Source organism: Oerskovia sp. Root918 (assembly GCF_001428945.1).
Taxonomy (GTDB): domain Bacteria; phylum Actinomycetota; class Actinomycetes; order Actinomycetales; family Cellulomonadaceae; genus Oerskovia; species Oerskovia enterophila.
The window spans coordinates 253,453-279,117 of record NZ_LMJG01000013.1 but is presented as its reverse complement, the minus strand read 5'-3'; the positions used below and the strand labels follow the sequence as shown (position 1 = coordinate 279,117).

Annotated in this window: 25 protein-coding genes; 13 read left to right on the top strand and 12 right to left on the bottom strand. The window is 72.2% G+C overall.

Annotation, left to right across the window (positions count from 1 at the left end; genetic code table 11):
• Nucleotides 1-40 precede the first annotated feature (40 nt).
• Nucleotides 41-448, top strand: coding sequence for a VOC family protein (locus ASE27_RS12440; RefSeq protein ID WP_056650656.1), 408 nt, complete (start codon nt 41-43; stop codon nt 446-448).
• A gap of 66 nt (nt 449-514) precedes the next feature.
• Nucleotides 515-1,438 (top strand): NADP-dependent oxidoreductase, encoded by a 924-nt coding sequence (locus ASE27_RS12435; protein WP_056650652.1) that lies wholly within the window; start codon nt 515-517, stop codon nt 1,436-1,438.
• Between the two features lie 149 nt (nt 1,439-1,587).
• Here ASE27_RS12435 and ASE27_RS12430 read toward each other — a convergent pair whose 3' ends face one another.
• Nucleotides 1,588-1,857, bottom strand: a complete 270-nt coding sequence (locus tag ASE27_RS12430) for a hypothetical protein (RefSeq protein ID WP_157257586.1) — start codon at nt 1,855-1,857, stop codon at nt 1,588-1,590.
• A gap of 272 nt (nt 1,858-2,129) precedes the next feature.
• On the opposite strand from ASE27_RS12430, the gene ASE27_RS12425 reads away from it, so the two are divergent.
• Both ASE27_RS12425 and ASE27_RS12420 read left to right on the top strand, forming a co-directional pair.
• On the top strand, nt 2,130-2,960 hold the full coding sequence (locus tag ASE27_RS12425) for a hypothetical protein (RefSeq protein ID WP_056650647.1): 831 nt from the start codon (nt 2,130-2,132) through the stop codon (nt 2,958-2,960).
• Nucleotides 2,961-3,074: 114 nt separating this feature from the next.
• Nucleotides 3,075-4,202: an aminopeptidase P family protein gene (locus tag ASE27_RS12420; protein WP_056650644.1), complete on the top strand. Its 1,128-nt coding sequence runs from the start codon at nt 3,075-3,077 to the stop codon at nt 4,200-4,202.
• A gap of 13 nt (nt 4,203-4,215) precedes the next feature.
• Here the strand turns inward: ASE27_RS12420 and ASE27_RS12415 are convergent, their stop codons facing one another.
• From ASE27_RS12415 to bioB, 3 genes are all read right to left on the bottom strand, one after another.
• A complete protein-coding gene (locus tag ASE27_RS12415) occupies nt 4,216-5,607 on the bottom strand; it encodes an MFS transporter (protein ID WP_056650641.1) in 1,392 nt (463 codons plus the stop codon).
• Nucleotides 5,604-6,206, bottom strand: a complete 603-nt coding sequence (locus ASE27_RS12410) for a pyridoxamine 5'-phosphate oxidase family protein (RefSeq protein WP_056650638.1) — start codon at nt 6,204-6,206, stop codon at nt 5,604-5,606. Before ASE27_RS12410 ends, ASE27_RS12415 begins: the two co-directional genes overlap by 4 nt.
• Nucleotides 6,207-6,296: 90 nt before the next feature.
• Entirely contained in the window at nt 6,297-7,478 is a 1,182-nt protein-coding gene (gene bioB, locus ASE27_RS12405) for a biotin synthase BioB (RefSeq protein ID WP_369819015.1), read from the bottom strand.
• 175 nt (nt 7,479-7,653) lie between these two features.
• Between bioB and ASE27_RS12400 the strand changes: the two genes are divergently transcribed.
• Genes ASE27_RS12400 through ASE27_RS12390 form a run of 3 tightly spaced genes read left to right on the top strand, consistent with a single transcriptional unit; the run spans nt 7,654 to nt 9,859 of the window.
• A complete protein-coding gene (locus tag ASE27_RS12400) occupies nt 7,654-8,241 on the top strand; it encodes a TetR/AcrR family transcriptional regulator (protein WP_056650635.1) in 588 nt (195 codons plus the stop codon).
• Complete coding sequence (locus ASE27_RS12395; protein WP_056650631.1) at nt 8,238-8,996, top strand: pyridoxal 5'-phosphate synthase; 759 nt, start codon at nt 8,238-8,240, stop codon at nt 8,994-8,996. The genes ASE27_RS12400 and ASE27_RS12395 overlap by 4 nt, the downstream gene beginning before the upstream one ends.
• Nucleotides 8,993-9,859, top strand: coding sequence for a maleylpyruvate isomerase family mycothiol-dependent enzyme (locus ASE27_RS12390; protein ID WP_056650629.1), 867 nt, complete (start codon nt 8,993-8,995; stop codon nt 9,857-9,859). The genes ASE27_RS12395 and ASE27_RS12390 overlap by 4 nt, the downstream gene beginning before the upstream one ends.
• 7 nt (nt 9,860-9,866) lie before the next feature.
• On the opposite strand, the gene nirD is transcribed toward ASE27_RS12390, so the two are convergent.
• Together nirD and nirB are read right to left on the bottom strand one after the other, a co-directional pair.
• Nucleotides 9,867-10,205, bottom strand: a complete 339-nt coding sequence (gene nirD, locus ASE27_RS12385; RefSeq protein WP_056650626.1) for a nitrite reductase small subunit NirD — start codon at nt 10,203-10,205, stop codon at nt 9,867-9,869.
• Nucleotides 10,202-12,775 carry a nitrite reductase large subunit NirB gene (gene nirB / locus ASE27_RS12380; protein ID WP_056650624.1) on the bottom strand — a complete coding sequence of 858 codons (2,574 nt, stop codon included), beginning with the start codon at nt 12,773-12,775 and terminating at the stop codon, nt 10,202-10,204. The genes nirD and nirB overlap by 4 nt, the downstream gene beginning before the upstream one ends.
• Before the next feature lie 241 nt (nt 12,776-13,016).
• Between nirB and mqo the strand changes: the two genes are divergently transcribed.
• The gene (gene mqo / locus ASE27_RS12375) at nt 13,017-14,531 is read left to right on the top strand and encodes a malate dehydrogenase (quinone) (RefSeq protein ID WP_255354314.1); all 1,515 of its coding nucleotides are present in this window, start codon (nt 13,017-13,019) and stop codon (nt 14,529-14,531) included.
• Between the two features lie 104 nt (nt 14,532-14,635).
• Here the strand turns inward: mqo and ASE27_RS12370 are convergent, their stop codons facing one another.
• A complete protein-coding gene (locus ASE27_RS12370) occupies nt 14,636-15,871 on the bottom strand; it encodes an acyl-CoA thioesterase/bile acid-CoA:amino acid N-acyltransferase family protein (RefSeq protein WP_056650615.1) in 1,236 nt (411 codons plus the stop codon).
• Nucleotides 15,872-15,941: 70 nt separating this feature from the next.
• Entirely contained in the window at nt 15,942-16,142 is a 201-nt protein-coding gene (locus ASE27_RS12365; protein WP_056650612.1) for a hypothetical protein, read from the bottom strand.
• Nucleotides 16,143-16,231: 89 nt separating this feature from the next.
• On the opposite strand from ASE27_RS12365, the gene ASE27_RS12360 reads away from it, so the two are divergent.
• From ASE27_RS12360 to ASE27_RS12350, 3 genes are all read left to right on the top strand, one after another.
• On the top strand, nt 16,232-17,185 hold the full coding sequence (locus ASE27_RS12360; RefSeq protein WP_056650609.1) for a helix-turn-helix domain-containing protein: 954 nt from the start codon (nt 16,232-16,234) through the stop codon (nt 17,183-17,185).
• Between the two features lie 126 nt (nt 17,186-17,311).
• Nucleotides 17,312-18,142 (top strand): aldo/keto reductase, encoded by an 831-nt coding sequence (locus ASE27_RS12355; RefSeq protein ID WP_056650606.1) that lies wholly within the window; start codon nt 17,312-17,314, stop codon nt 18,140-18,142.
• Complete coding sequence (locus tag ASE27_RS12350; RefSeq protein ID WP_056650603.1) at nt 18,142-19,035, top strand: NAD(P)-dependent oxidoreductase; 894 nt, start codon at nt 18,142-18,144, stop codon at nt 19,033-19,035. The genes ASE27_RS12355 and ASE27_RS12350 overlap by 1 nt, the downstream gene beginning before the upstream one ends.
• A 123-nt stretch (nt 19,036-19,158) precedes the next feature.
• On the opposite strand, the gene ASE27_RS12345 is transcribed toward ASE27_RS12350, so the two are convergent.
• Nucleotides 19,159-19,974, bottom strand: coding sequence for a siderophore-interacting protein (locus tag ASE27_RS12345; RefSeq protein ID WP_235534374.1), 816 nt, complete (start codon nt 19,972-19,974; stop codon nt 19,159-19,161).
• A 303-nt stretch (nt 19,975-20,277) separates the two neighbouring features.
• Here ASE27_RS12345 and ASE27_RS12340 point away from each other — a divergent pair, with 303 nt between their 5' ends.
• Complete coding sequence (locus ASE27_RS12340; RefSeq protein WP_082608880.1) at nt 20,278-21,375, top strand: fatty acid desaturase; 1,098 nt, start codon at nt 20,278-20,280, stop codon at nt 21,373-21,375.
• Between the two features lie 28 nt (nt 21,376-21,403).
• Here ASE27_RS12340 and ASE27_RS12335 read toward each other — a convergent pair whose 3' ends face one another.
• The 3 genes from ASE27_RS12335 to ASE27_RS12325 all read right to left on the bottom strand — a co-directional run bounded on the left by ASE27_RS12335 (nt 21,404) and on the right by ASE27_RS12325 (nt 25,220).
• Nucleotides 21,404-22,018, bottom strand: coding sequence for a GyrI-like domain-containing protein (locus ASE27_RS12335; RefSeq protein WP_056650600.1), 615 nt, complete (start codon nt 22,016-22,018; stop codon nt 21,404-21,406).
• Between the two features lie 253 nt (nt 22,019-22,271).
• The gene (gene pntB / locus ASE27_RS12330) at nt 22,272-23,654 is read right to left on the bottom strand and encodes a Re/Si-specific NAD(P)(+) transhydrogenase subunit beta (RefSeq protein WP_056650597.1); all 1,383 of its coding nucleotides are present in this window, start codon (nt 23,652-23,654) and stop codon (nt 22,272-22,274) included.
• Nucleotides 23,655-23,657: 3 nt separating this feature from the next.
• On the bottom strand, nt 23,658-25,220 hold the full coding sequence (locus ASE27_RS12325) for a Re/Si-specific NAD(P)(+) transhydrogenase subunit alpha (protein ID WP_056650594.1): 1,563 nt from the start codon (nt 25,218-25,220) through the stop codon (nt 23,658-23,660).
• Between the two features lie 200 nt (nt 25,221-25,420).
• Here ASE27_RS12325 and ASE27_RS12320 point away from each other — a divergent pair, with 200 nt between their 5' ends.
• Nucleotides 25,421-25,654, top strand: a complete 234-nt coding sequence (locus tag ASE27_RS12320; protein ID WP_056650593.1) for a hypothetical protein — start codon at nt 25,421-25,423, stop codon at nt 25,652-25,654.
• Nucleotides 25,655-25,665 lie beyond the last annotated feature (11 nt).

Sequence of the window (25,665 nt, the reverse complement as noted above, 5' to 3'; positions counted from 1 at the left end):
ACCGGAGCAGCACCCGGCGGCACGTCCGAAGGAGAACGTCATGGCCGGAACCCAGATCTTCGTCAACCTGCCCGTGGCAGACCTCGAGAAGTCCAAGGCGTTCTACACGCAGCTCGGCTTCTCGATCAACGAGCAGTTCACCGACGAGAACGCGTCGTGCGTGGTCATCAGCGACACGATCTACGTGATGCTCCTGACCCACGAGTTCTTCCGCCGGTTCACGCCCAAGGCGATCGTCGACGCGCAGGGCGCGACCGAGGCGATCAACGCGATCAGCGCCGAGTCCCGCACGGGTGTCGACGACCTCGCCGACCGCGCGCTCGCCGCGGGCGGGGCGCAGACCAACCCGCCGCAGGACGAGGGCTTCATGTACTCGCGCAGCTTCTCGGACCTCGACGGCCACCTGTGGGAGGTCATGTACATGGACCCCAGCACGATTCAGGGCTGACCTGCCGGGACGCGACGGGCGGCGGCGTCGGGGAATGCCTCGGCACCGTCGCCCGTTGCCGCCTGCATGCGAGCGATCACCTACTCCCGCTTCGGCGGAGCCGACGTCCTCGAGCTCAGCGAGCTCCCCACGCCCAAGGTCGGACCGGACACCGTTCTGGTCCGGGTCAAGGCCACGAGCGTGAACCCCGTGGACTGGAAGGTCCGCGAGGGCTACCTCGACGCGATCATGGACACCACGTTCCCCGTGGTGCCGGGCTGGGACGTCGCGGGCGTCGTCGAGCGCGTCGGCCTGGACACGCCCGAGCTCTCGGTCGGCGACGAGGTCTTCGGCTACGTCCGCAAGGACGTGGTCTCCGGAGGCACCACGGCCGAGCTCGTCGCGGCCCCGGTCCGCACGCTGGCCCGCAAGCCCGCGTCCTGGACGTGGGAGCAGGCCGCGGGCGCGCCGCTCGCCGGGCTCACGGCCCTGCAGACGATCGACCGCGCCGGGGTGACGAGCGGCCAGACGGTGCTCGTGCACGCGGCCGCGGGCGGCGTCGGGTCGATGGCCGTCCAGATCGCGGTCGCGCGCGGGGCGCGCGTGATCGGCACCGCGTCCGAGCGCAACCACGAGTACCTGCGGTCGCTGGGCGCCGAGCCCGTGACGTACGGCGACGGCCTCGCCGAGCGCGTACGTTCCCTCGCGCCCGACGGCGTGGACGTCGTCCTCGACTACATCGGCGGCGAGGCCCTGGCCACCACGCCCGACGTCCTGCGCGAGGGCGGCACGGTCGCCTCGGTCGTCGACGCCGCGGCCCGCGACGAGCTCGGCGGACACTACGTCTGGGTCCGCCCCGACGTCGAGGGGCTCACCGAGCTGGCCCGCCTCGCGGACGCCGGACAGCTCACGGTCGACGTCGCCGAGGTCTACGACCTGGCCGACGCCGCGAAGGCCCACGAGGCGAGCCGGACCGGGCACGTGCGCGGCAAGGTCGTCATCACGGTCTGAGCCGCCCGGCCGCTGAGTGCGGAGTTCTTGTGCGACTCGCCGGGCGTGTCGCACAAGAACTCCGCACTCAACCGCGAAGGTGTCCAGGTGAAGCACCACGAGACCGGCGCGCCCGACGACGAAACTGCGGACGGTCCCGACGACGTCGATCACCCAGAGCGCCCCTCGACGCGCATTCCGCGCACCGGATCGCGCTCCGCTATCGCGAGTGGTCCCTCCTCGACGGAGGCGGACGCGCTGGACGGCTCGAGGCAGACCGCCGCATCGAGGACTCGGAGGAGGTCAGCCAACGGGTCCTCCACGACCTCGATCCCCTGCCGCTGCTCGACGCCCTGATCGCACTGGGTGTCGAGACCGACGACGACGGCGCCTTCCTCGACCGGGTCAGCACGGGTGCGATCGAGGACGTCCTGAACCACCGCGCCGACCTGCACCAGCAGATCGCCGACCGGTGCCGTGCCGAACCGTCGTGGTCCGAGGCCGTTCGCGGGGCCAGGATCGACGACAAGCTCGCGTCCCGGCTGCCGTCACCGCTCCCGGACCTCTTCCCCGTCCCTGTCCCAGGAGCGCCAAGGATCGACGCCCCGGGGCGTCGGAACGGTCGCCGTCCGTCCAGGCGGCAGGACCGCACCGGCCGACGCGGGGGCCGCACGGTTTGACCGTAGCGCGGCCGTGCTGCACCGTGAAGCCCATGCCCGCCACCGTCCCCGCCCTCGTCGCAGCCGACTCCGCACGCCTGCGGACCCGCGCCGCACGGCACGCCCGCTCGCTCCCGCTCGCCGCAGCAGGGGTCGCGACCCTGGTGATCACGGGGCTGAGCCTGCTCGCGGGCGACTGGCTGTGGCTCATGGTGCTCGTGCCGGTCGCGGCGTTCCTGCTGACCTTCCTGGCGGCGTTCGTCCTGCGACTTCCTACCGGGGTAGGGGTCGGGAGCGACGGGTACGGGATCGCGATCGTCCTGAGTGCCGTGATCGCCTTCCTACTCCCCTCGATCAGCTTCTGGATCGGCGTGCCGTCGATCCTGGGGATGGGGCTCGCCGTCCTGGGGCTGCGGGCCTCGGACCGCTTCCTGTGGCTCGCAGGCATCGCGACGATGGCGGTGTCGTTCGTGCTCACCACCACCGGTGACGCCCTGTTCGACCCGTCCGCCCCCACAGCGGTCGGAGGTCTCGCCCTCGGCCTGGCCCTCCTCGTGGTCGCGGGCCTCGCGTTCCGCGGTGAGCGGCAGACCCTCGCGAGCGGCGGCGACGCGCTGAGCATCGGCGACCCCGCGACCGACAACCTGCGCGTGCTCGCGGTGCTCGGGGACGCCGACGAGGCCGACCAGCCCGCGCTCGCCCGCCTCACAGGTGTCGAGGAGCGCAACCTCGCGGCACGCCTGCACGACCTCACCGAGGCCGGCCTGGTGCACGCCCGGATCACCAAGAACCGGAACTGGGCGCAGATCACGCGCGAGGGCCGCGAGGAGCTCCGGACGCGTCGCGAGGCGCTGCGCGGGGTCGCGGAGCACCGCAAGGCCTGAACCCCGTCCACGGTGGGCGACGGGGACCGGGCCGCGCTCCGCCGTCGGGCCCCTTCTGCGCCGGCGCGACCCGCTCGTCCGGCGCGTCCGCGCTGCCGGTGGCAGGCTGACCCCATGAGGGAGTTCACCGCACAGGACTTCGCCGCGCGCATCGACCGCGCCGCTGCCCAGGCCCGCGACGCCGGCCTCGCCGGGGTGCTCGTCACCCCCGGCCCGGACATGACGTACTTCACGGGGTACACGCCCACGGCCATGACCGAGCGCATCACGTTGCTCGTGGTGCCGGTCGAGGGCGAGGCGTCGATCGTGGTGCCCGTCCTGGAACGGCCGGACCTGGACCGCGCGGCCGGCGCCGCAGCCCTGCACATCACCCCGTGGACCGACGGCGTCGACGAGTACGCGGTCACGGCCGGCCTGCTCGACGCCGCGGGGCGGTACGCGATCTCTGACTCGGCGTGGGCCATGCACCTGCTGGGTCTCCAGCGCACGCTGCCGGGCTCGTCGTACTCCGCGATGACGCAGGCCCTGCCCATGCTGCGCGCGGTCAAGGGGCCCGACGAGATCGAGCGCCTCGCGGCTGCGGGCGCGGCCAACGACGCGACGTTCGCGGACATCGTCGAGATCCGGTTCAGCGGACGCCGAGAGCTCGACGTCGCCGCGGACCTCGCGGGCTTCCTGCGCGATCACGGGCACTCGCAGGTCGACTTCACGGTCGTCGGCTCGGGGCCCAACGGCGCCAACCCGCACCACGAGGCGGGCGACCGGGTCATCCAGGAGGGCGACATGGTCGTGCTCGACTTCGGCGGCCTCAAGGACGGCTACGGCTCGGACATGACGCGCATGGTGCACGTCGGGGGCGATGTCACGGACCAGCAGCGCGAGGTCTTCGAAATCGTGCGCGCCGCGCAGCAGGCCGGCGTCGACGCGGTACGTCCCGGGGCGACCTGCCAGGACGTCGACCGCGCAGCGCGCGCCGTCATCACCGAGGCCGGGTACGGCGAGCAGTTCATCCACCGCACGGGCCACGGGATCGGCCTGACGACGCACGAGCCGCCGTACATGATCGAGGGCGAGGAGCAGCCGATCGTCTCCGGCATGTGCTTCTCGGTCGAGCCCGGGATCTACCTCCCGGGGAACTTCGGGGTGCGCATCGAGGACATCGTGGTCGCGTTCCCGGACGACGTGCCCAACGGCGCCCGCCGCCTCAACAACGCGCCGCACGAGCTGCACGTGGTCGAGTAGGCCGGACTGCGTCTCAGGTGGCCGGAGCGTCGGCGACGCCGCCCGCGGCCACGACCTGCTCGTTGCGGATGCCTACCCAGCTCACGAGACCGCCCGCGACGAGCAGTGCGGCCGTGACGATCAGTGCCCGGTGGAACCCGGCGACGTCGAGCACGGGACCGATCACGATCCCCGCGCACGCGATGACCACGAGGCCCGCGATGCGCGACACCGCGTTGTTGACGGCCGACCCGATGCCCGCGTCCGCCGCGGGGATGGAGCCGAGGATCGCGGCCGTCAGGGGCGCCACCGTGATCGCGAGGCCCAGGCCGAACAGCAGGATCCCGGGGAGGAGCTGCGTGAAGTACCTCGCCTCGGCGGTCGTCGTGAGCATGAGCAGGTAACCGCAGCCCGCGATCAGCGGGCCCACGGTCATGAACAGGCGCGGCCCGTACCTGCCCGCGAGCGCCCCGAAGCGCGAGGACAGGAACAGCATGAGGAGCGTCACGGGCAGCAGGGCCAGGCCCGCGAGGGTCGCGCTGTACCCGGCGACCTGCTGGACGAACAGGGTCACGGCGAACCCGCCGAACGCGAGCGCCCCGTAGATCGCGGCCGTCGCGACGTTGCCCGCCGCGAAGTTGCGCACCGAGAACAAGGACAGCGGGAGCATGGGGTCGGGGGCGCGTCGCTCCCAGCCGAGGAACGCCACGAGCGCCGCGATCCCGACGACGAGCGGCACCCACACGACGGGGCTGGCCCACCCGAACCGCCCGTGCTCGATGAGCGCGAAGACGGGCCCGGCGAGCCCGACGGCCGCGAGCACCGCGCCGCGCACGTCGATCCGCCGCCCGGTAGCGGTGTCTCCCTCCTCCAGTCCGCGCAGGATCCACAGGGTCACGGCCACGGGCAGCAGGTTGATGCCGAACACCCAGCGCCACGAGAGCGTGTCGACGAGCACACCTCCGAGCAGCGGGCCCGCGATCATCGCCGTGCCCGTCCAGGCCGTCCAGGTCCCGATCGCCTTGGCCTGCGCCGCGCCGCTGAACGCCGAGATGATCATCGCGAGCGAGCTCGGCACGAGCAGCGCGCCCGCGACGCCCTGGAGCCCGCGCGCGATCACGAGGACGACTCCGGTGGGCGCGAGCGCGCACAGCACGGAGGTCACCGCGAACCCGACGAGCCCCCACCACATGACGCGGCGGCGCCCGTGGACGTCGGACAGGGAGCCGGCCACGAGGATGAGCGAACCGAGCGTGATGAGGTACGCGTCGACGACCCACTGCTGGAGGGCGAGCCCTCCGAGCGCTCCCCCGGCCAGCTCGTCCGCGATCGCGGGCAGCGCGACGTTGACCACCGTCCCGTCGAGGAAGGACACGAACGAGGCGAGGATCGCGACGAGCAGCACGCGGCGTTGAGCGGGCGTCACGCCTCCACGCTAGCCCCGCCGTCGAACCTCCACCGGGTCGCGGTGTAGTCCTCGCCGCGCCCGTACGCGTGGACGGTGACGGGGCGCACCTGGAAGACGAAGGCCTCCCCGGCAGCACGCTCGTCGGAGGGCGTGCCCTCCGAGGGCGCCTCGCTGTCCCAGAACGCCCCGTCACGCACCTCGAAACGCCAGTCGTACTTGCACGCCCAGCGGTCGGCCAGGCGTCGGAGCACATGGTCCTCCGTGAGGCGCTGAGCGGCTCCGGCGAGCACGACGTCGAGTCCCTGGCCCATGAGGTTGGTCCCGGTGGTCAGCACGCACCAGGGGTTCTCCTCGAGGTTGCGCGCCTTGCGCTCGGTGCGGCCCGTGCAGAAGTGGAGCGCACCATCGGCCCAGACGGTGATGAGCGGCGTGACGTGGGGGCGCCCGTCCGGGCGGACCGTGGACAACCAGAAGATCTCGGCGGTCTGGAGCACGGTCAGGGCGTCCGCCCAGGAGGTGGGGGCTGCGCCGGGGGACGAGAAGTCCGTCATGAGCTCTCCGACGGGACCGTCGTCGGGCGACTCCGCGGGGGCGGGCTGGACAGGTTCTACGACCATGGGAGGTCCTCCGTCTCTCGGGTGGCTCCGTCGCCACACCGTCCTCCTTCGACCGGCGCGGGGCCCCGAACTCATCGGCGGCGCGGGGTCTCACGCGTTGGGGGCGACGGACGTCCCGGGGCCGCGGCGACGAACCGTCACGCCGGTCTCGCTCGACGGAGCACCGGCGCCGCTCACCACGATCGCCGTGTCGTGCTCGTCCGGGAGTGCCGTGGCTCGTCCATCACCGTCGGCCCCCTCCACCACGAACCCTCCGTCGGCGAGCAGGTCGAGGTCCGCCTGCGCCGCCTGCCCCTCGCTCGTGAGGTAGTCACCCAGGAAGATCGAGCTCACGATCTCCAGCGCGAGCGGCTGGAGCGAGCGCAGGTGCACCTCGCGGCCGGCCGCGAGCCGGAGCTCGGCAGCGGGGCACACGAACCGCAGCATCGCGAGGATGCGCAAGCACCGCTGGGGCGTGAGGTCCCAGGTTCCCGCGAGCGGGGTGCCCTCGAACGGCACGAGGAAGTTGACCGGGACGGAGTCCGCGCCGAGGGCGCGCAGCGCGAGGGCCACGTCGACCAGGTCCTCGTCGCTCTCGCCCAGGCCCGCGATGAGCCCCGAGCAGGGCGAGAGCCCCGCTCCCCGCGCCCGCTCGACGGTCTCGACGCGGTCCGCGTACTCGTGCGTCGTGCAGATGTCGGCGTACGTCGCCTCGGACGTGTTGAGGTTGTGGTTGTAGGCGTCGGCGCCTGCCGCGGCCAACCGCTCGGCCTGCCCGTCGCGCAGCAGCCCGAGGCACGCGCAGACCTCGACGTCGGGGTGCTCGCTCTTGATGCCGTCGACCATCGCGGTCACGCGTGTCACGTCGCGTTCGCTCGGCCCGCGTCCGCTCGCGACGAGGCAGACGCGACGCGCTCCGCCCGCGATCCCGGCCCGGGCCGCCGCGACCGCGTCCTCGGTGCGCAGCCACGAGTACTTCAGGACCTGGGCCGTCGAGCCGAGGCGCTGCGAGCAGTACGTGCAGTCCTCGGGGCACAGCCCCGACTTCAGGTTGACCAGGTAGTTGAGGCGCACGCGTCGGCCGAACCGGTGACGACGGACCCGACCGGCGGCGGCCACGAGGTCGAGCAGGTCGTCGTCGGTCGTCCGCAGGACCGCGAGCGCCTGGGCGCGGGTCGGTGACTCGTCGCGCAGGCCCTGCGCGACGAGCACGTCGAACAGTGCGCGGGCATCGTGAGGATCGTCGTGGTCCGGCGCGAGGCGGTCGGTGTGGAGAGCGGGGAGCGGGTTCACGACCCACGATCCTTCTCGCCTGGGCTCTCCTTCTCCCCGGCCGACCTCCACAAGGCGACCGGCCGCTCGTTGGGCGGGACCGCAGCGGGTGGTGGGCTTCCTCCAAGAACCCGGCCCACGGGTTGGCCCCGGCCCATCTCTCGACACCATACCTAGAGGTAGGTATGGTGTCGGCATGAGCGATCCCGACCTTCCCCGCCGCGAACGCCTGGTCCGCGCGGCACGCGACCTCTACTGGGCCCAGGGGGTCGAGGGCACGAGCCCGCGCCAGGTCCTGGAGGTGAGCGGCGTGGGGCAGGGCAGCCTCTACCACCACTTCCCCACCAAGCACGATCTCTCGCTCGCCGCGATCAGCGCGACCGCGCAGGAGGCGCTGGCCTCGGTCGAGGGCGACCTCACCGACACCGACCGCCCGCCCGTGGAACGGCTCGTGGCCTATCTCGAACGGCCGCGACCGGCGCTCGCCGGGTGCAAGGTGGGGCGTCTGACGAGCGACCGGTCGGTCATGGCGGACGAGGAGCTGCGCTCGCCCGTCCACGCCTACTTCGCGGGTCTGGTCGCGCGGGTCCAGGAGGTCTTCGAGGAGACCGGCCTGCCCGACGACGTCGCTCACGACCGCGCGTACGCGGCGGTCGCGATCGTCCAGGGCGGGTACGTGCTCGCGCGCGCCCTCGACGACCCGGCGGCCCTGACCGCAGCGGTCGAGGGATTCGTGACGATGCTCGAACCGGCGCTCGAGACCGGCACCGCGGTGACCCGATGAGCGACCGGTCGCAGGACCTCGCAGGAGCGGGACCCGGCCAGGCCCGGACGGCCGGTCGGACCGAGGGCCCCGGGGGCGCGGGCGGCAGCACCGAACCCGCGCCTGCGACCTTCCGCGAGCGACTGCGCGCCCTGCCGACGTTCGGCCCCGGGCTGCCGACGCTCGACCCGGCCACGGCGCCGCCGGACCCCACGACGCTGTTCCTGGAGTGGATCGGGCAGGCGATCGACGCCGGGGTGCCGCTCCCCCACGCCATGACGTTGTCCACCGCGGGGGCCTCAGGCCGGGTGACGGCGCGCACCGTGATCCTCAAGGACGTCGACACGTCGGGATGGTGGTTCGCGACCAGCTCGTCGAGCCCCAAGGGCCACGACCTCGCGGAGAACCCGAACGCCGCCCTCACGTTCCTGTGGCCCGCGCTCGGGCGTCAGGTCAGGATCGTCGGGCCCGCGCTCCCGGCCGACGCCTCGACGAGCGCGGCGGACTTCCTCGCCCGCTCGGACGGTTCGCGTGCCGCAGCCCTCGTGGGCCACCAGAGCGAGGACCTCACGTCGCGGCAGGAGTACTGGGACGCCTTCGCGGGCACGCTCGCGGCGGTGCAGGAGGACCCCACGGTCCTCGCACCCGCCTGGACCGCGTACGCGCTGGCGCCCACGTCGGTCGAGTTCTGGCAGGCGTCGGACGACCGCGGACAGACCCGGCTGCGCTACCGCGCGGCCGGACACCACTGGGAGAAGGGGCTGCTCTGGCCATGACAGGGACCACGCAGGACACGACCGCACCGCACGCCGTCGACACGGCTCGCACGGGCCCGCTCGACGCCCCACCGGCAACGGGCCGCGAGGACCTCCCGGCCGTCCGGCGTGACGCGGCAGCCGCGCTGCGCGCGCTCATCGAGGCCGCCCACGACCTCGACGACGACTCGCTCGGGTCCCCGAGCTCCCTCGACGGGTGGACGGTCGGGCACGTGCTGTCGCACGTGGCGATGGTCGGCGAGGCGCTCGCCCGGCAGGCCGAGCTCGCCGCTCAGGGCGAGACCGCCGAGGTCTACGAGGGCGGGGCAGAGGGGCGCGCGGCGGGCATCGAGGCGGGCGCGCACCGCACCCGGGACGAGCACGTCGACGCGCTCACCGCGGCAGGCGCGAGGCTCGAGGCCGCGTGGTCCCTCACGGACAGCACGGGGTGGGACGCCCCGGTGACCTACCGCGAGGGGACCGTCGCCGACGTCCTCGACTGCTGGTGGCGCGAGGCCCGTATCCACGCGACCGACCTCGGCGAGGTCAGCGCCGCCCTGCGCCTCACGCCGTCGCAGACGTGGGAGCTCGCGTTCACGGACCACCTGCTCGACTTCCTGAGCCCGCGCCTACCCGGCCCGGTGGTCACGGTGCGCCACGAGGACGGGGCGCGCTCCGTCGTCGGGCCAGAAGGGGTATGGCCCGCCGTCGAGAACACGAGCACCGACGACGGCCTCACGACCGTGGCCGGCAGCGCGGCGGACGTCGCCGCGTGGCTCGCGGGACGCGCGACGGCCACCGACCCGACGGCGCACCGGCACGGCGAGACCGTCGACCTTCCGGCGCTCGGTCCGTGGCCGTCGGGCGTCCCCGTCCGGCGCTAGGTGCGACTCACGCCCGGACCAGGACCGTCCCGTCCTCGACCGCGACCTCGAAGGTCCGCAGCGACTCGGGCTCCTTGCCGCTCGGGTCGAGGCACTCGCCCGTCGTCAGGTCCCACACCTGCTTGTACATGGGGGACGTGATGGTCGGTGTCTCGCCCACCGAGCCCACGATCCCGCGCGAGAGCACGTTCGCCCCCGAGTACGGGTCACGCTGCTGGACCGCGAGCACGCGGTCGTCGGCCAGGCGGTAGACCGCGACCTGGGTCCCCTCGACGAGCGCAGCGACACCGCGCTCGGGGACGAGCCGCTCGAAGGGGCAGACCGTGGTCCATGCCGTCGCGCTCACTTGCGAACCTCCACCGTGCGGGCGATCACCGGGTTGTTGTCCGAGGGCTCGCCCGGGCGGGCCGGGCGCACCTGCCCGCGCACGCCCACGTAGGCGAGGTCGGGGTCGTGCTGGTCGGGGGCGTTGACGAACGACACGAACCGCGACAGGCGGTCCGGGTCGTCGAGGGTCTGGGCCCACTCGTCGACGTACGACTCGACGTGCTGCGCGATCTCGGCCTCGAGGTCGGCAGCGATGCCGAGCGAGTCCTCGACCAGGACCTTGCGCAGCTCGACGATCCCGCCCGGGAAGTCCGCGACCCAGGGAGCCGTGCGCTGCAACCGGTCCGCGGTCCGCACGTAGTACGCGAGGAACCGGTCGATCACGGCCACGAGCCGTTCGTCGTCGAGGTCCTCCGCGAGGAGCTCGGCATGCCGCGGGGTGAAGCCGCCGTTGCCGCCCACGTACACGTTCCAGCCCTTCTCGGTCGCGATCACCCCCACGTCCTTGCCGCGGGCCTCGGCGCACTCGCGTGCACACCCCGAGACGCCGACCTTGAACTTGTGCGGCGAGCGCAGCCCGCGGTACCGCAGCTCGAGGCGGACGGCCATGCCCACCGAGTCCTGGACCCCGAACCGACACCACGAGGAACCGACGCACGACTTCACTGCTCGCAGCGACTTGCCGTACGCCTGGCCCGACTCCATGCCGGCGTCGACCAGGCGGCGCCAGATCTCGGGGAGCTGGTCGATCCGCGCCCCGAACAGCCCGATGCGCTGGGCTCCCGTGACGCGCGTGTAGAGCCCGAAGTCCTTCGCGACCTGCCCGATCACGATGAGGTTCTCGGGCGTGATCTCCCCGGCCGGGACGCGCGGCACCACCGAGTAGGTGCCGTCCTTCTGCAGGTTGGCGAGCGCCCGGTCGTTGGTGTCCTGGAGCGCGGCCTGCTCCCCGTCGAGGATGTACCCGCCCCACAGCGACGCGAGGATCGAGGCCACGACGGGCTTGCAGACCACGCAGCCGCGACCCGTGCCGTGCGCCGCGACGATCTGGGTGAAGGTCCGCAACCCGTCCTGGCGCACGAGGGCGAACAGCTCGGCGCGCGACATCGAGAAGTGCTCGCACATGGCCTTCGACACCATCACGCCGCTCGCCTCGAGCGCGGTGTTGACGATCTTGGTGAGCACCGGCACGCACGACCCGCACACCGTCCCGGCCTTGGTGCAGGCCTTGACCTCGCCCACGCTCGTGCAGCCGTGCTCGGTCACCGCCCCCCGGACCGTCCCGGCCGTGACGTTCGCGCACGAGCAGACCACGACGTCGTCGGGCAGGTCGCCCCCGAGCGCGGGCACCCCGCCCTCCGGGGCGAGGAACGCCGACGGGTCCGCGCCCAGCGAGCGCCCCAGCATGGGGCGCAGCGACGCGTACAGCGCCGCGTCCCCCACGAAGACCCCGCCGAGCAGCGTGCGCGCGTCGTCCGAGACGACGAGCTTGCGATACGTGCGGGCGACGGGGTCCGCGAACGTGACCTCGAGCGCTCCGGGCGTCAGCCCGAACACGTCGCCGAAGCTCGCAGCCTCGATGTCCACGCCCTTGAGCTTGGTCCCCTCGGGGGCCGGGGAGTACGTGGCACTGCCGCCCAGCAGCCGGTCCACCACGACGTCGGCCATGGCGTTGCCGGGCGCGACCAGGCCCACGCACTGGTCCTCGAACGACGCGCACTCGCCCGCGGCCCACACGGTCGGGTCCGAGGTGTGGCACGCCGCACCCACGACGACGCCGCCGCGCTCGCCGATCGCCAGGCCCGCCTCGCGCGCCACGCGGTCACGCGGGCGGATGCCCGTCGAGAAGATCACGACGTCGGCCGGGATGCGCGACCCGTCGGAGAGGTCCATGGTCCCCACGGCACCGTCGCCCGCGGCCGTGAGCCCCGTCGCGCCCGTCGACGTCCGCACGTCGATTCCGCGGTCCGTCACGAGCACGCGCAGCGCCTCGCCGCCCGCGTCGTCGAGCTGGACGCTCATGAGCCGGTCGGCGAACTCCACGACGGTCGCGGACGTGCCGAGCCCCTGGAGCGCGGCTGCGGCCTCGAGCCCCAGCACGCCTCCCCCGACCACGACGCCGTGCAGCGTGCGCCCCAGCCGCTCGGTGCGCAGCTCGACGTACTCGCGCAGCGCCTGGACGTCGGCCATGGTCCGGTAGCTGAAGACCCCCGGCAGATCGGTGCCCTCGGTCCGCGGCGTCCACGCCCACGAGCCGGTCGCCAGGACCAGGTGGTCGTACGCGAGGACCCGGCCCGACCGTGTGGTGACGGTCTGCGCCTCGCGGTCCACGGCCGCGACCGCGTCGCCCGTGACCAGCTCGGTGCGCGGGTCCTCCCAGACGGCAGGGTCCATCGTGAGGTCGTCGGCCGAGCGGCCGCCGAAGAACTCGGACAGGTGGACGCGGTCGTAGGGGGCACGGTCCTCGTCGCCGACGACGGACACCCGCCACTCCCCCTCGGGCGAGCATGCGATCATCTGGCTCACGAATCGGTGGGCGACCATGCCGGCGCCGACCACCACGACGCGACCGGGGGTGGGAGTGCTCATCTGGGGGGCCTCACAGGACGTTGGGGTGTGACGTGGAGCGACGTGACGAGTCGAGGCCGACCGGGGCGGGATCGGTCTCGCGCACCATCCTCGTCCATAGATACGAGGGATCCTGGTCAAAACTGCTGATCAGCGCGTCGTGAGGACCTTCGAGGGGCTGTCGAGGGACCTTGGTCCCGAGAAAGTGTGACCCACGACCGTGACGGACCGCACACCATGTGCACTCCTTCACAAGCGTAAAATCGAGCGCGTGGCGACTAAGAAGACAACGGGTCAGAACACCATCGACGTAGCCCTCATCGGCGGCGGCATCATGAGTGCGACCCTCGGCGCCCTCCTGAAGCTCCTCGAGCCCTCGTGGACCATCAAGGTCTTCGAGCGCCTCGACGCGGTAGCCCAGGAGTCCTCCAACCCGTGGAACAACGCTGGCACCGGCCACGCCGCGCTCTGCGAGCTGAACTACACCCCCGAGAAGGCCGACGGCACCGTCGAGATCTCCAAGGCGGTCGCGATCAACGAGCAGTTCGAGGTGTCGCGCGAGTTCTGGCACCACCTGCTCACCGGCGGCCACCTGCCCGAGCCCGCGAGCTTCATCAGCCACACCCCGCACATGACGTTCGTGCGCGGCGCGGCCAACGTGGACTACCTCAAGCGCCGCTTCACCGCGCTGAGCGCCCACCCGCTGTTCAGCGAGATGGAGTTCACCGACGACCCCGCGGTCATCGCGCAGTGGGCCCCTCTCCTGGTCCTCGACCGGGACAGCGACGAGGCCGTCGCGGCGACCCGCGCGACGAGCGGCACCGACGTCGACTTCGGCGCCCTGACCTCCCAGCTCTTCGCCTACCTCACGGCCAACGGCGTCGAGCTGAACCTCCAGCACGAGGTCAACCGGCTCAAGAAGCGCAAGGACGGCACCTGGGACGTCACCGTCAAGGACGTGTCCTGGAACGCCAAGGCCGCCCCGCGCACCGTCAACGCGCGCTTCGTGTTCGTCGGTGCGGGCGGTGGCGCGCTGCCGCTCCTGCAGAAGGCGGGCATCAAGGAGGCCAAGGGCTACGGCGGCTTCCCCATCAGCGGTGAGTTCCTGCGGACGGACGACCCGGAGCTCGTCGCGCAGCACCAGGCCAAGGTCTACGGCAAGGCCGACGTCGGCTCGCCGCCCATGTCCGTCCCGCACCTCGACACCCGCGTGGTCGACGGCAAGACGTACCTGATGTTCGGCCCGTACGCCGGGTTCAGCCCCAAGTACCTCAAGAAGGGCTCGCTGCTGGACCTGTTCACCTCGCTGCGGACCCACAACATCGGGTCGATGCTCGGTGCGGGCCTCAAGAACATCGACCTCACCCAGTACCTGGTGGGCCAGCTCCTCGCGAGCCCCGAGTCCAAGTTCACGGCGCTCCAGGGCTTCATGCCCACCGCGCACCCCAAGGACTGGGAGAAGATCACCGCGGGCCAGCGCGTCCAGGTCATCAAGAAGGACCCGAAGAAGGGCGGCGTGCTCGAGTTCGGCACCGAGGTCATCGCGGCCGCAGACGGCTCGATCGCCGGCCTCCTGGGCGCCTCGCCGGGCGCCTCGACCGCGGTCCCCGCGATGATCGACCTGCTCGAGCGCTGCTTCCCGCAGCAGTTCGCCGCCTGGCGTCCCGAGCTCGCGACCATGATCCCGAGCCTCGGCCAGGCCCAGTGGGAGGCGACCGAGCTCGACTCGCTCTCCGCTGCCGCCGGCCCCTCGGAGGAGGCGGTCGGCGCCCGCTGACCCCGCACCGCTGAACGCACCGACGCCCCGGTCTCCGCACGGAGACCGGGGCGTCGTGCTGTGCCGGGCGACGTCGGATCTGGACGCTCACGCCCAGGTCAGGACTACTGCTTCGCCTCCGCGAGCACCTCGTCGACCGCGTCCCAGAAGTCGACGCGGGCCTGGTGCGTGGCGGCCGGAGTCGCCCCGGTCTCGTCGAGGCCGAGCGGCAGGTAGGGCGCGACCGCGAGGAAGTGCCCGGCTTCCTTCTGCTCGACCGTCGTGACCAGCTCCTGGTCGTCGAAGCGCGGCCTCACGTCCCGCAGGCGGCCGCATGCGTCCCACTGCGGGTCGGCCGTCCCGCAGGCCAGCACGACCGGGCCCTCGATCGCCTCGACCGGCACCTGGGTCTCGGGCGGTGTGCCGACCACGCTGCTCGGCGCGCACGGCAGTCCCGTCCCGTCGAGCGTCCAGGCCGACACCCTCCAGTTCGGGTAGCCGCAGTACAGGCTGCCCGCACCGGTCGGTGCGAACGCGCCATGGATCTCGTCGGGGTGGTTGGCCGCCAACCACAGGGCCATCTCCCCACCTCGCGAGACGCCGAACGTGAAGACCCGGTCGGTGTCGACCCCTGGCTGCTCACGCAACCAGGCGAGCCCGGTGAGGAAGGTCTCGACCGGCACCTCCGCGAGCTCGGTCGGCTGCCCAGGGCTCTTGAAGTAGCTGATCGCCAGCGCCGGGTACCCGAGCCCTGCGAGCCAGGTGGCGTCGGCTCGGGCGTTCCCGAGCCCGCCCTCCGACCCGCTGAACACGAGCACGGCCGGCGACGCTTCGTCAGCCGAGAGCCCGGCCGGCACAGCGTATGCGGCCACCATGGCGTCGTCGGTCACGGGGCGGACCTCGACGTCCGCCCCGTAACCCGTCCGCTCGACGACCGTCTCGGCGAGAGGCTCGCCGTCGGCGCTCAACGACAGGGTCACCGAGTGGTCCGCGCGCCCTGCCTCGATAGCGAGGCTGCTACCCGTCATGGACCAGAACGGCCCCATCGCGTCGACCGTCGTCCACGACCCCGCGGTCGGGGCGGTCGTCGTGAGGTCGACCCGACCGTCCTCGTCGGCCACGAACGTCGCTCGCGACGACATCGCCGCCCCGTCGAGCTCCGTCGTCGCGACCAGGCGCACCTCGCGTCCCGCACCGAGCCCGGTCAGCGTGATCGCGAGCGGGTCGAACGCACCGTCCTGAGCGACGACCTCGATCGCCGGGTCCGGTTCCGGAGGCGCCGAGCACGCAGCGAGAGCCAGCAGGGAAGCGGTCAGCAGGAGGGCAACGGCAGGGACATGGTCACGTCGTCGGGAGGCCATGGGCAAATGTTCCCGCACCTCACCAATTCGGCACAACCTGCCACGCCGGGCGGCCGCCACGACCCGGGTCTCACCCCCGAAGACCCCGCGCACCGACCAGGTCGACCTGCCGACGCGGGTCCCCCCGCCCGGCCGGCGGCAGGGTCCATCCGTCGTCCGTCCCGGCGGGGAACCGGCCTCCTGCCGGCGGGCGCCGCAGCGCCATCACCACGAGCGGCGCCACGAGCGCCGCGATCACGACCAGTCTCATCACGAGCTCCAGGATGTCCATGCCTCCACCCTGGTCCGGCCGCGCGGCGTGCACGAGTGGCAGGAGGGACAGGTATCGACAAGATCCTGCCAGCGGCGTAGCGTCGAAGGATGTTGCGCACCGTGGCGGCCGTCGTGGCCGACGGACTGGCCCCGTTCGAGTTCGGCGTCGTGTGCGAGGTCTTCGGCCTCGACCGCACGGACGACGGGGTACCCCTGGTCGACTTCCGCGTCTGCGGCCCGGTCGCGGGAGTCCCTGTCCGCACGAGCATGGGCGCCTCGCTGATCCCCGACCACGGCCTCGACGCGCTCGAGGACGCGGACCTCATCGCGATCCCCGCGCTCCTCATCCGCGACGAGTACCCGCAGGAGATCATCGACGCCCTGCGCGCGGCCCACGCCCGCGGCGCGGTCCTGCTGAGCGTCTGCTCGGGCTCGTTCCTCCTCGCCGAGGCGGGGCTCGTCGACGGACGCCGCATCACGACGCACTGGCGCCACGCCGACGAGCTCACGGCCCGGTTCCCGCAGGTCGAGGTGGACCCGGACGTCCTGTTCGTGGACGACGGCGACATCATCACGAGCGCGGGCACGGCCGCGGGGATCGACGCGTGCCTGCACATCGTGCGCAAGGAGTTCGGCAGCGCGGCGGCCAACGCGATCGCGCGCCGCATGGTCGTCCCTCCCCAGCGCGACGGCGGCCAGCGCCAGTACATCGACCGCCCCGTGCCGCAGTGCGAGGAGCAGAGCATCCGCGAGGTGCTCGCCTGGATGGACGAGCACCTCGACGAGCCCCAGACCGTCGAGGACCTCGCGCGCCGCGCCCACCTGTCGACACGCACGTTCGCGCGGACGTTCGTCGCCGAGACCGGGACCACCCCCATGCAGTGGCTCGCGACCCAGCGCGTGCAGCACGCGCGGACGCTGCTCGAGGAGTCGGGCCTCGACCTCGAGGAGATCGCGCGCCTGAGCGGGTTCGGGTCGGCCGCGCTGCTGCGCCACCACTTCCGGCGCGCGGTCGGCGTCCCGCCGACCGACTACCGCCAGACGTTCCGCCACGCGTCCTGAGTCGCGCCCGGGTGAGGTGACCGGCCGGGCACGCGGCGCCGTCGGGCACGGTTCTCCACGTTGCACGACGACGGCACGCGCCTAGGGTCGAGAGGGTCCGGTCCCGTACGACGTGAGGCGCGCTCCATGACCATCCCCACCACCCTGCTGTCCTCGGGCCACCACATGCCCCTGCTGGGCCTGGGCACCTGGCCGCTCGACGACCACGCCTCGGCGCGGGCGGTCGAGAGCGCGATGGGCCTCGGCTACCGGCTCGTGGACACCGCGTCCCGCTACGAGAACGAGGTCGGGGTGGGGCAGGGCCTCGCCGCGTCAGGCGTGGACCGCGCCGAGCTGTTCGTCACGACCAAGCTCCGCGGCGCGGACCAGGGGTACGACGCGACCCGCGACGCGCTGCACGCGAGCCTCGACCGGCTGGGTCTCGACTACGTCGACCTCTACCTGATCCACTGGCCCCTCCCCCGCCTCGACCGGTACATCGAGTCCTACCGCGCGATGATCGACCTCGCCGCAGAGGGCCTGGTCCGCAGCATCGGCGTCTCGAACTTCCGCGAGCACCACCTCGACCGGCTGATCGCGGAGACGAGCCACGTCCCGGCCGTGAACCAGATCCAGCTCTCGCCCGCGCTCGCACGCACCAACCTGCGCCGGTACCTCACCGACCGCGGCATCACGGTCGAGGGCTGGAGCCCGCTCGGGCAGGAGGAAGGCGTGCTGACCGAACCCGTGATCCAGGAGATCGCCGCCGCCCACGGACGCTCGCCCGGCCAGGTCGTGCTGCGCTGGCACGTCCAGCAGGGCATCGTCACGATCCCCAAGTCCGCGAGCCCCGAGCGCCAGCGTTCCAACGCCGAGATCTTCGACTTCGCCCTCACCGAGGACGACATGGCCCGGATCGCGGGCCTCGACCGCGGCGAGGACGCCGCGCGCGACTCCGACGAGCACGAGGAGTTCTGATGAGCGACCTGCCGACCGTCACGGTCCTGGGCACCGGGACCATGGGCACGGGCGTGGCGCACTCGCTGCTGCGCGAGGGTTTCGACGTCACGGTGTGGAACCGCACCGGGTCGCGCGCCGCGCCGCTCGCCGACGCCGGAGCACGCGTGGCACCGACCGCGGCGCAGGCGGCCCACGGTGCCGACGTCGTGCTGAGCATCCTGTTCGACACGGCTGCGGTCCTCGACGTCCTCGACGCCGCGGGCCCCTCGGTCGGCACCGGCGCGGTATGGGTCCAGGCGTCGACGATCGGGCGCGACGGGACGGCCATCGTCGTCGAGCGCGCGCGACAGCTCGGCGTGACCCTGGTCGAGGCCAACCTGCTCGGCACCAGGCAGCCCGCCGAGGAAGGGAAGCTCACGGTGCTCGCAGCGGGCGACCCCGACGTCCTGGCCGGCGTCGCCCCCGTGCTCGACGCGATCTCGGCCAAGGTCGTGATCGCGGGCACCGAGGTGGGGCAGGGCACCGCCCTCAAGCTCGCGTGCAACGCCTGGCTCGCGACGATCACGGCCGGCACGGCACAGTCGATCGCCCTGGCCCGCGCCGAGGGGATCGACCCGCACCTGTTCCTGGACGCCATCGCGGGCGGCGCGTCCGACTCCCCCTACGCCCACCTCAAGGGAGCCGAGATGATCGCGGGCGAGTTCGCCCCGCAGTTCGCGCTCGACGGGCTCCGCAAGGACATCGGCCTCATCTCGGAGGCCGCGGCCCAGGCACACCTGGACCCCGCGCTGCTCGACGCGCTGACCGACCTCTACGGCAGCGCGGCCGCGCGCGGGCACGGCGGCGACGACATCGCGGCCGTGTACACGGCGTTCGGCACGGCCCGCGCGCCGTCGCCGGCTCGCGACTGACCTGCACGCCGGCGGCACCTCCGGGCACGCAGGCCGGGACCTCGACGAGATGTCAGCCGGCCGGGCCGTCTGCATCGACTGCGCGGCGCGGCGCCGCGCCGCGCCGCGCCAAGACGTCGCAGGTCAGGCCGCGGCGCGTCCGTGACGCCAGTACCCGATGAAGTCGACGTGCGCCTTGGGGACCCCACGGTCGTTCACGAGGTGACGGCGCGCCCCCGTGACGAGGCTCGACTCACCGACCACGTAGGCGTAGACGTCGCCGGACGGCAGGTCCGCCCGCTTCAGCACGTCCAGCGCGAGGCGCCCGGGGACCACGTGCGGGTCGGCCCCGTGCTCGTCGCGCGCGACCCACCGGAGCTCCACCCCGGCCGGGACGCGGAACTCCTGGGCGTCGGCCGCGTGCGGGAGCTCGACGATCGCGACCCCGCGCGCGTCGTCGGGCAGCGAGGCGCAGATGCCCGCGACCGCGGGCAGGCCCGTCTCGTCCGCGACCAGGAGCGTCCAGTCGTGCGGGACGCGCGGGTTGTAGCCGACCCCCTGGTCGAGGATGCCCACGGGATGACCGGCGCTCGCTCCGAGCGCGAACGCCGACGCCGGCCCGCCGTCGTCGTGCGCCACGAAGTCGATGTCGATCTCACGATCCGCCGGGCGCGCGTCCCGGACCGTGTAGTTGCGGACCCACGGTCGTCGAGACTTGGGCGTCGCGAGGTACTGCACGTACCAGAGCCCCGAGGTGGCGGTCGGCAGTCGTAGCGACTCCTGCTCGTCCCGGGGCAGGAAGAGGCGGAACCACTGGTCGAGCCCCATGGGCGAGAAGTGCTCGACCCCCTCGCCGCCGACCGTGACCCGCACGATCGACGGGCTCACCCGCTGCGAGGCGACTACCTCCGCGGCGATGACCTGCACGACGGACGGCTTGACCATCTGGAACCCGGCCACGACACTCCTTCTGCTCGGAAAGAAGGCTAGGCTAACCTCACTACCGACCGGTCGTCACCGTCGTCCATGAGCGCGGCACAGGCCGGCGCAGCCCTCGCTTCCCGGCCGCGACACGCCCGAGCGGGCGTGACGACCAGGCTGCGCGACGTCGCCGTTCCCGTACCGACTCGGCCGGGTCCGCACCGGACCTTCGTCCTTTCTCCACGCCGATGCCGACGCCACACGTAGACTCGGGCCATCTGTACAACGGGCATCTCGCTCACCCCGCGGCTGGGAAGTCGACTCCAGCCCTGAGAGGGACGTATGACAGACGCAGCCGTTCTCCCCGGATTCCGCCCCACCAAGCCCCGCACGGGCGACGGGACCAGCATCACCAGCACCTACACGGACCTGTCCAAGCGCGTCCGTGAGGCCGGGCTCCTCGAGCGGACGCACGGGTACTACGGCTGGGTCGCGGCGATCCTCACGGTCGCGCTCGGCGGGGCCGTGGCCGGCTTCGTCCTCCTGGGCGACTCGTGGTTCCAGCTCCTGATCGCGGGCGCCCTGGGACTGATCCTCACGCAGTTCGCGTTCCTCTCGCACGAGGCCGCGCACCGCACGATCCTCACCTCGGGCCCCGCGAACGACCGTGTGGGGCGGTTCCTCGCCAACGGCGTGGTCGGCATCAGCTACTCGTGGTGGATGAACAAGCACACCCGCCACCACGCGAACCCGAACCGCGTGGGCAAGGACCCGGACATCGAGACGGACACCATCTCGTTCCTCGAGGAGAGCGCGGCCGAGCAGAAGGGCTTCCTCGCCCTCATCACGCGCCACCAGGGCTGGCTGTTCTTCCCGCTGCTCACGCTCGAGGGCATCAACCTCCACATGATCTCGATCCGGTCGCTGCTCTCCTCGGCCAAGAGCCGCGCACGGACCATGGAGCTCGTGACGATCGCGCTGCGCCTCACGCTCTACGTGGGCGTCGTCTTCTGGTTCCTGCCGCTCGGCATGGCGTTCGCGTTCCTCGGTGTACAGCTCGCGGTGTTCGGTGTGTACATGGGTGCGTCGTTCGCCCCCAACCACAAGGGCATGGCGATCATCCCCGCGGACAGCAAGCTCGACTTCCTGTCCAAGCAGGTCCTGACCTCGCGCAACATCACGGGCGGCCGCGTCATGAACGTCCTCATGGGCGGGCTCAACTACCAGATCGAGCACCACCTGTTCCCGAGCATGCCCCGACCGCACCTCGCCAAGGCCCGCCTCATGGTCCGTGAGCACTGCGCCCGCCTCGGCATGCCGTACACCGAGACCAACCTGCTCGCGTCCTACGCGATCGTGGTCCGCTACCTCAACCAGGTGGGCCTCGCGGCACGCGACCCGTTCGACTGCCCCCTGTTCAACCAGCTCCGCAAGGTCTGAGCGCTCACGCGGGTCGGCCCCGCACCGGTCAGAGGGGACGGACGGGCTGACGCAGCACCGTCCGCAGCTTCTCGGGCGCCGTCCGGCGCACGTCGCTGAGATAGACCTCGTGGTGCGGCCCGTTGAACGTCAGCCCGTGCTCGGGCAGGTACTCGTCGTGCAGCCGCGCGAGCGTGGGCGCCTCGCCGTCGTACGACCCCACGTGCAGGACCTGCACGCAGTCGCCCTCGTCGTACGCGGCGAACCGCACGCGATCGAGCGCCGGCAACCCCTTCTTACGACGCGTCGTCTCGGCCACGTCCGCGACGAACGCGTCGTCGAGCCAGCCGGGCTGCAGGACCATGAGGGTCCAGCTCCACGCGTCCTTGTCGCGGCGCACGAACGCCGCGGGGTCCTCGGCGGTCCACAGGCCTTCGAGCGGCCCGACGACGTAGTCCCTGCCCAGGTCCTTCTTGCTCGCGAACTTCACGGCGTACGCGAGCGAGAACAGCGCCTCGACCGCCTCGGCGTAGGCCGGAGCCGAGTTGGGGTCGCCCTCGCCGTCGATCTGCAGGTAGGTCAGTGGCGGCACGACGACCCGGACGAACTCACGGGGCGGCGCGTAGAGCTCGCGGTACTCCTTGCGCAGGTCGACCTTGTCCATGGGGTCCTCCAGCGGACGTCGTAGCGGCTCGTCGGTGCGTGGGTCGGCATCGGGAACCCGGGCCGACGGTGTGCACGCCCCGGGTCGGCACCATGCTCCACCCGGCCCTCGGTCCGGGCCACCCGACGGCGAGAGCCTCTCTCCGCCGTCGGGCGGGCGGACGACGAGGAGGCGGGCCCGCCGCCCTGCCTGACGACCGACCCACCTCCTCGCTTCCCTCTCCTCGCGCGGGTCGCTCCACCCGCGCCGGGCCTCAGAGCGCCTGGATGATGTTCTCCACCTGGTCCTTGGCGTCTCCGAAGAGCATCGCGGTGTTGTCCTTGAAGAACAGCGGGTTCTGGACCCCCGCGTACCCCGTGGCCATCGACCGCTTGAACACGATCACCTGCTTCGCGTTCCAGACCTCGAGCACGGGCATGCCCGCGATGGGCGAGCCCGGGTCGTCGAGCGCCGCCGGGTTGACCGTGTCGTTGGCGCCGATGACCAGCACCACGTCGGTGTCCGGCAGGTCACCGTTGATCTCGTCCATCTCGAGGACGATGTCGTAGGGCACCTTGGCCTCGGCGAGCAGCACGTTCATGTGCCCCGGCAGACGCCCCGCGACGGGGTGCACGCCGAACCGGACGTCGACCCCTCGCTCGCGCAGCCGCCGCACCAGGTCCGCAACAGGGTACTGCGCCTTGGCGACGGCCATGCCGTAGCCGGGCGTGACCACGACCGAGCGGGCGTGCTTGAGCAGGTCCGCGACCTCGGCCGCCTGGATCTCGTGGTGCTCACCGTAGTCCTGGTCGGACGCCACGACCGTGCCGCCCTCGGCCCCGAACCCGCCCAGGATCACGCTGATGAACGACCGGTTCATGGCCTTGCACATGATGTAGCTGAGGATCGCACCCGAGGAGCCGACCAGGGCTCCCGTGATGATGAGCAGGTCGTTGCTGAGCATGAAGCCCGCTGCCGCCGCGGCCCACCCGGAGTACGAGTTGAGCATCGAGACGACGACAGGCATGTCGCCGCCACCGATCGAGGCGACCAGGTGCCAGCCGAGCGCGAGCGCGACGACCGTCATGAGGATCAGCGGCAGCAGCCCGTGGCCCGCGATGAACCAGGCCATGAGGCCGCCCGAGGCGACGAGCGCCCCGAGGTTCCACCAGTTGCGCCCCGGCAGCATGAGCGGGTTGGAGCGGATGCGTGCCGACAGCTTGAGGTAGGCCACGATCGAGCCCGTGAACGTCACGGCGCCGATGAGCACCCCGAGGAAGACCTCGACCAGGTGCACCACGTCGCCCTGCTCGGTCAGGTACGAGTTGAAGCCGACGAGGACCGCGGAGAGGCCCACGAAGCTGTGCAGGAGCGCGATCATCTCCGGCATCTGCGTCATCTCGACGCTGCGCGCACGCCACGTCCCGACGACCGCGCCGATCACGAACACCATGCAGATGAGCAGCAGCGTCACCATCACGGGACGCTCGCTGTCCTGCAGCGCGAGCGCGACCGTGGCCACGAGGGCGAGCCCCATGCCCGTCATGCCGAGCAGGCTGCCGCGACGGGCCGTCTCCTGCTTGGACAGGCCCGCGAGGCTGAGGATGAACAGGACGGCCGCGATGACGTAAGCAGCCTGGACCAGGGAGGTCAGCACGGGTCAGGCCTCCTTCCGGAACATGCCGATCATGCGGTAGGCCACGAGGAACCCACCGAAGATGTTGACGGAGGCCAGGGCGGCCGCGACGAAGGCGATCGTGGTGACCACCCAGCTCGAGTCGCCGATCTGCAGGAGCGCGCCGACCAGGATGATCCCGGAGATCGCGTTCGTCTGGGCCATGAGAGGGGTGTGCAGCGAGTGGCTCACGTTGGAGATGACGTAGTAGCCCACGACCACCGCGAGGGCGAACACCGTGAAGTGCCCCACGAACGCCGGGGGCGAGAACGTGATGGCCAGCGCGGCCAGCACCGCGGCCAGGGCGTACCCGACCGCCCGGCGGGTGCCGCGCCGTCGGGCGTCGTCCAACGCGGTCGCCGCGTCGAGAGCGGCCTGGGCCTCGTCGACCACGGGCGCTGCCGGGGCCGCGGGGGCCGCGGCCGAGACGGCGACCGGGGGCGGCGGCCACAGGACCTCGCCCGCGCGCGCGACCGTCATGCCGCGCAGCACCTCGTCGTCCAGGTCGAGCACGACCTGTCCGTCGCTGCCCGGGGTCAGGAGCTTGAGCAGGTTGACGATGTTCGTGCCGACGAGCTGCGACGTGTGCTTGGGCATGCGGCTCGTGAGGTCCGTGTAGCCCAGGATCACGACGCCGTTGTCCGTGACGACGCGCTCCCCCGGCACCGTGAGCTCGCAGTTCCCGCCGCCCGAGGCTGCGAGGTCCACGATCACGCTGCCGGGCCGCATCGCGGCGACCATCTCGGCGCTGAGGGTGCGCGGCGCGCGGCCCCGCACGAGCGCCGTGGTGATGACGATGTCGGCGCGCGCGCTCTCCGCCGCGTACATCTCCGCGGTGCGGCGCTCCTGCTCGGCGGTCAGCGCGCTCGCGTAGCCGTCGGTGCTGACCTCCTGGCGCGCGCCCTCAGCCTGGACGAACTCGGCGCCCATCGACTCGATCTGCTCACCGACCTCGGGACGCACGTCGAACGCCCGCACCTGCGCGCCGAGGCTAGCGGCCGTGCCGATCGCCGCGAGACCCGCGACGCCCGCACCGATCACGAACACGGACGCTGGGGCCGTCTTGCCGGCCGCGGTGACCTGGCCGGCGAACATGCCGCCGTACTCCTCGGCCGACTCGACCACGGCGCGGTAGCCCGCGACGTTCGACATCGCGCTGAGCACGTCGAGCGACTGGGCGCGCGAGATGCGGGGCACGGCGTCGAGAGCCAGGGCCGTGACGCCGTGGTCCGCGAGCTGCTGGACGAGCGCCTCGTTCGAGCCGGGGGCCAGCATCGCGATCAGGGTCGCATCCTCCGGCAGCGACGCGACCTGCGCGGCCGACGGGCTGTTGACGGCCGTGACGACATCGGCTCCCCACGCCTGCGCCGCGTCGCCCAGGCTCGCGCCCGCCTCCACGTACGCCTCGTCGGGGTAGCTCGCGCGCTCACCGGCGCCGCGCTCGACCACGACGTCGTACCCCAGGCCCACGAGCTGGGCCACGGTCCGGGGCGTCGCGGCGACGAGCCGCTCGCCGGGACGGGTCTCTCTGGGCACGCCGATGCGCATGCTGACCTCCTTGCTCGGATGGCTGCACGGTATCGGTACGGCAAAGGATCCGCCGCAAGGCACGCATCGTGGACGGTTGTCGTCCATGCGGATCGCGGTCCGGGACGCGAGACAGGTGGCCGCTCGCCTGCAGCCCTTGCCCCTGCCCGACGGCGTCAATCACCTGGCGAGGCCCGCTCACCGCTGGCTAGGGTCACGGCATGAGCGCTTCCGGACCCGCCGATGCCCGTGGACGACTCGTCGAGGATCCGTTCGACCACCGCGTCACAGCCTCCGGGACCGTCCTGGCCTACCGAGGCGGTCGGCTCGTCGCCACGATCTCCGGTGCCCGGGCCGCGCGCCTGATCGCGGCTCTTGAGACTGCCGACGAGGACCGGGCGCAGCACCTGCTGGCGCGGGCGACCGGGAACTACCGTCGAGGGAACGAGCGGTGACCCCTTGAGAC

Bases quoted from the DNA above. Each gene is read 5' to 3' on its own strand.
- ASE27_RS12440 (WP_056650656.1), top strand. From the start codon at position 41: ATGGCCGGAACCCAGATCTTCGTCAACCTGCCCGTGGCAGACCTCGAG.
- ASE27_RS12435 (WP_056650652.1), top strand. From the start codon at position 515: ATGCGAGCGATCACCTACTCCCGCTTCGGCGGAGCCGACGTCCTCGAG.
- ASE27_RS12425 (WP_056650647.1), top strand. From the start codon at position 2,130: ATGCCCGCCACCGTCCCCGCCCTCGTCGCAGCCGACTCCGCACGCCTG.
- ASE27_RS12420 (WP_056650644.1), top strand. From the start codon at position 3,075: ATGAGGGAGTTCACCGCACAGGACTTCGCCGCGCGCATCGACCGCGCC.
- ASE27_RS12410 (WP_056650638.1), bottom strand. From the start codon at position 6,206: ATGGTCGTAGAACCTGTCCAGCCCGCCCCCGCGGAGTCGCCCGACGAC.
- ASE27_RS12400 (WP_056650635.1), top strand. From the start codon at position 7,654: ATGAGCGATCCCGACCTTCCCCGCCGCGAACGCCTGGTCCGCGCGGCA.
- ASE27_RS12395 (WP_056650631.1), top strand. From the start codon at position 8,238: ATGAGCGACCGGTCGCAGGACCTCGCAGGAGCGGGACCCGGCCAGGCC.
- ASE27_RS12390 (WP_056650629.1), top strand. From the start codon at position 8,993: ATGACAGGGACCACGCAGGACACGACCGCACCGCACGCCGTCGACACG.
- nirB (WP_056650624.1), bottom strand. From the start codon at position 12,775: ATGAGCACTCCCACCCCCGGTCGCGTCGTGGTGGTCGGCGCCGGCATG.
- ASE27_RS12370 (WP_056650615.1), bottom strand. From the start codon at position 15,871: ATGGCCTCCCGACGACGTGACCATGTCCCTGCCGTTGCCCTCCTGCTG.
- ASE27_RS12365 (WP_056650612.1), bottom strand. From the start codon at position 16,142: ATGGACATCCTGGAGCTCGTGATGAGACTGGTCGTGATCGCGGCGCTC.
- ASE27_RS12360 (WP_056650609.1), top strand. From the start codon at position 16,232: ATGTTGCGCACCGTGGCGGCCGTCGTGGCCGACGGACTGGCCCCGTTC.
- ASE27_RS12355 (WP_056650606.1), top strand. From the start codon at position 17,312: ATGACCATCCCCACCACCCTGCTGTCCTCGGGCCACCACATGCCCCTG.
- ASE27_RS12350 (WP_056650603.1), top strand. From the start codon at position 18,142: ATGAGCGACCTGCCGACCGTCACGGTCCTGGGCACCGGGACCATGGGC.
- ASE27_RS12340 (WP_082608880.1), top strand. From the start codon at position 20,278: ATGACAGACGCAGCCGTTCTCCCCGGATTCCGCCCCACCAAGCCCCGC.
- ASE27_RS12335 (WP_056650600.1), bottom strand. From the start codon at position 22,018: ATGGACAAGGTCGACCTGCGCAAGGAGTACCGCGAGCTCTACGCGCCG.
- ASE27_RS12325 (WP_056650594.1), bottom strand. From the start codon at position 25,220: ATGCGCATCGGCGTGCCCAGAGAGACCCGTCCCGGCGAGCGGCTCGTC.
- ASE27_RS12320 (WP_056650593.1), top strand. From the start codon at position 25,421: ATGAGCGCTTCCGGACCCGCCGATGCCCGTGGACGACTCGTCGAGGAT.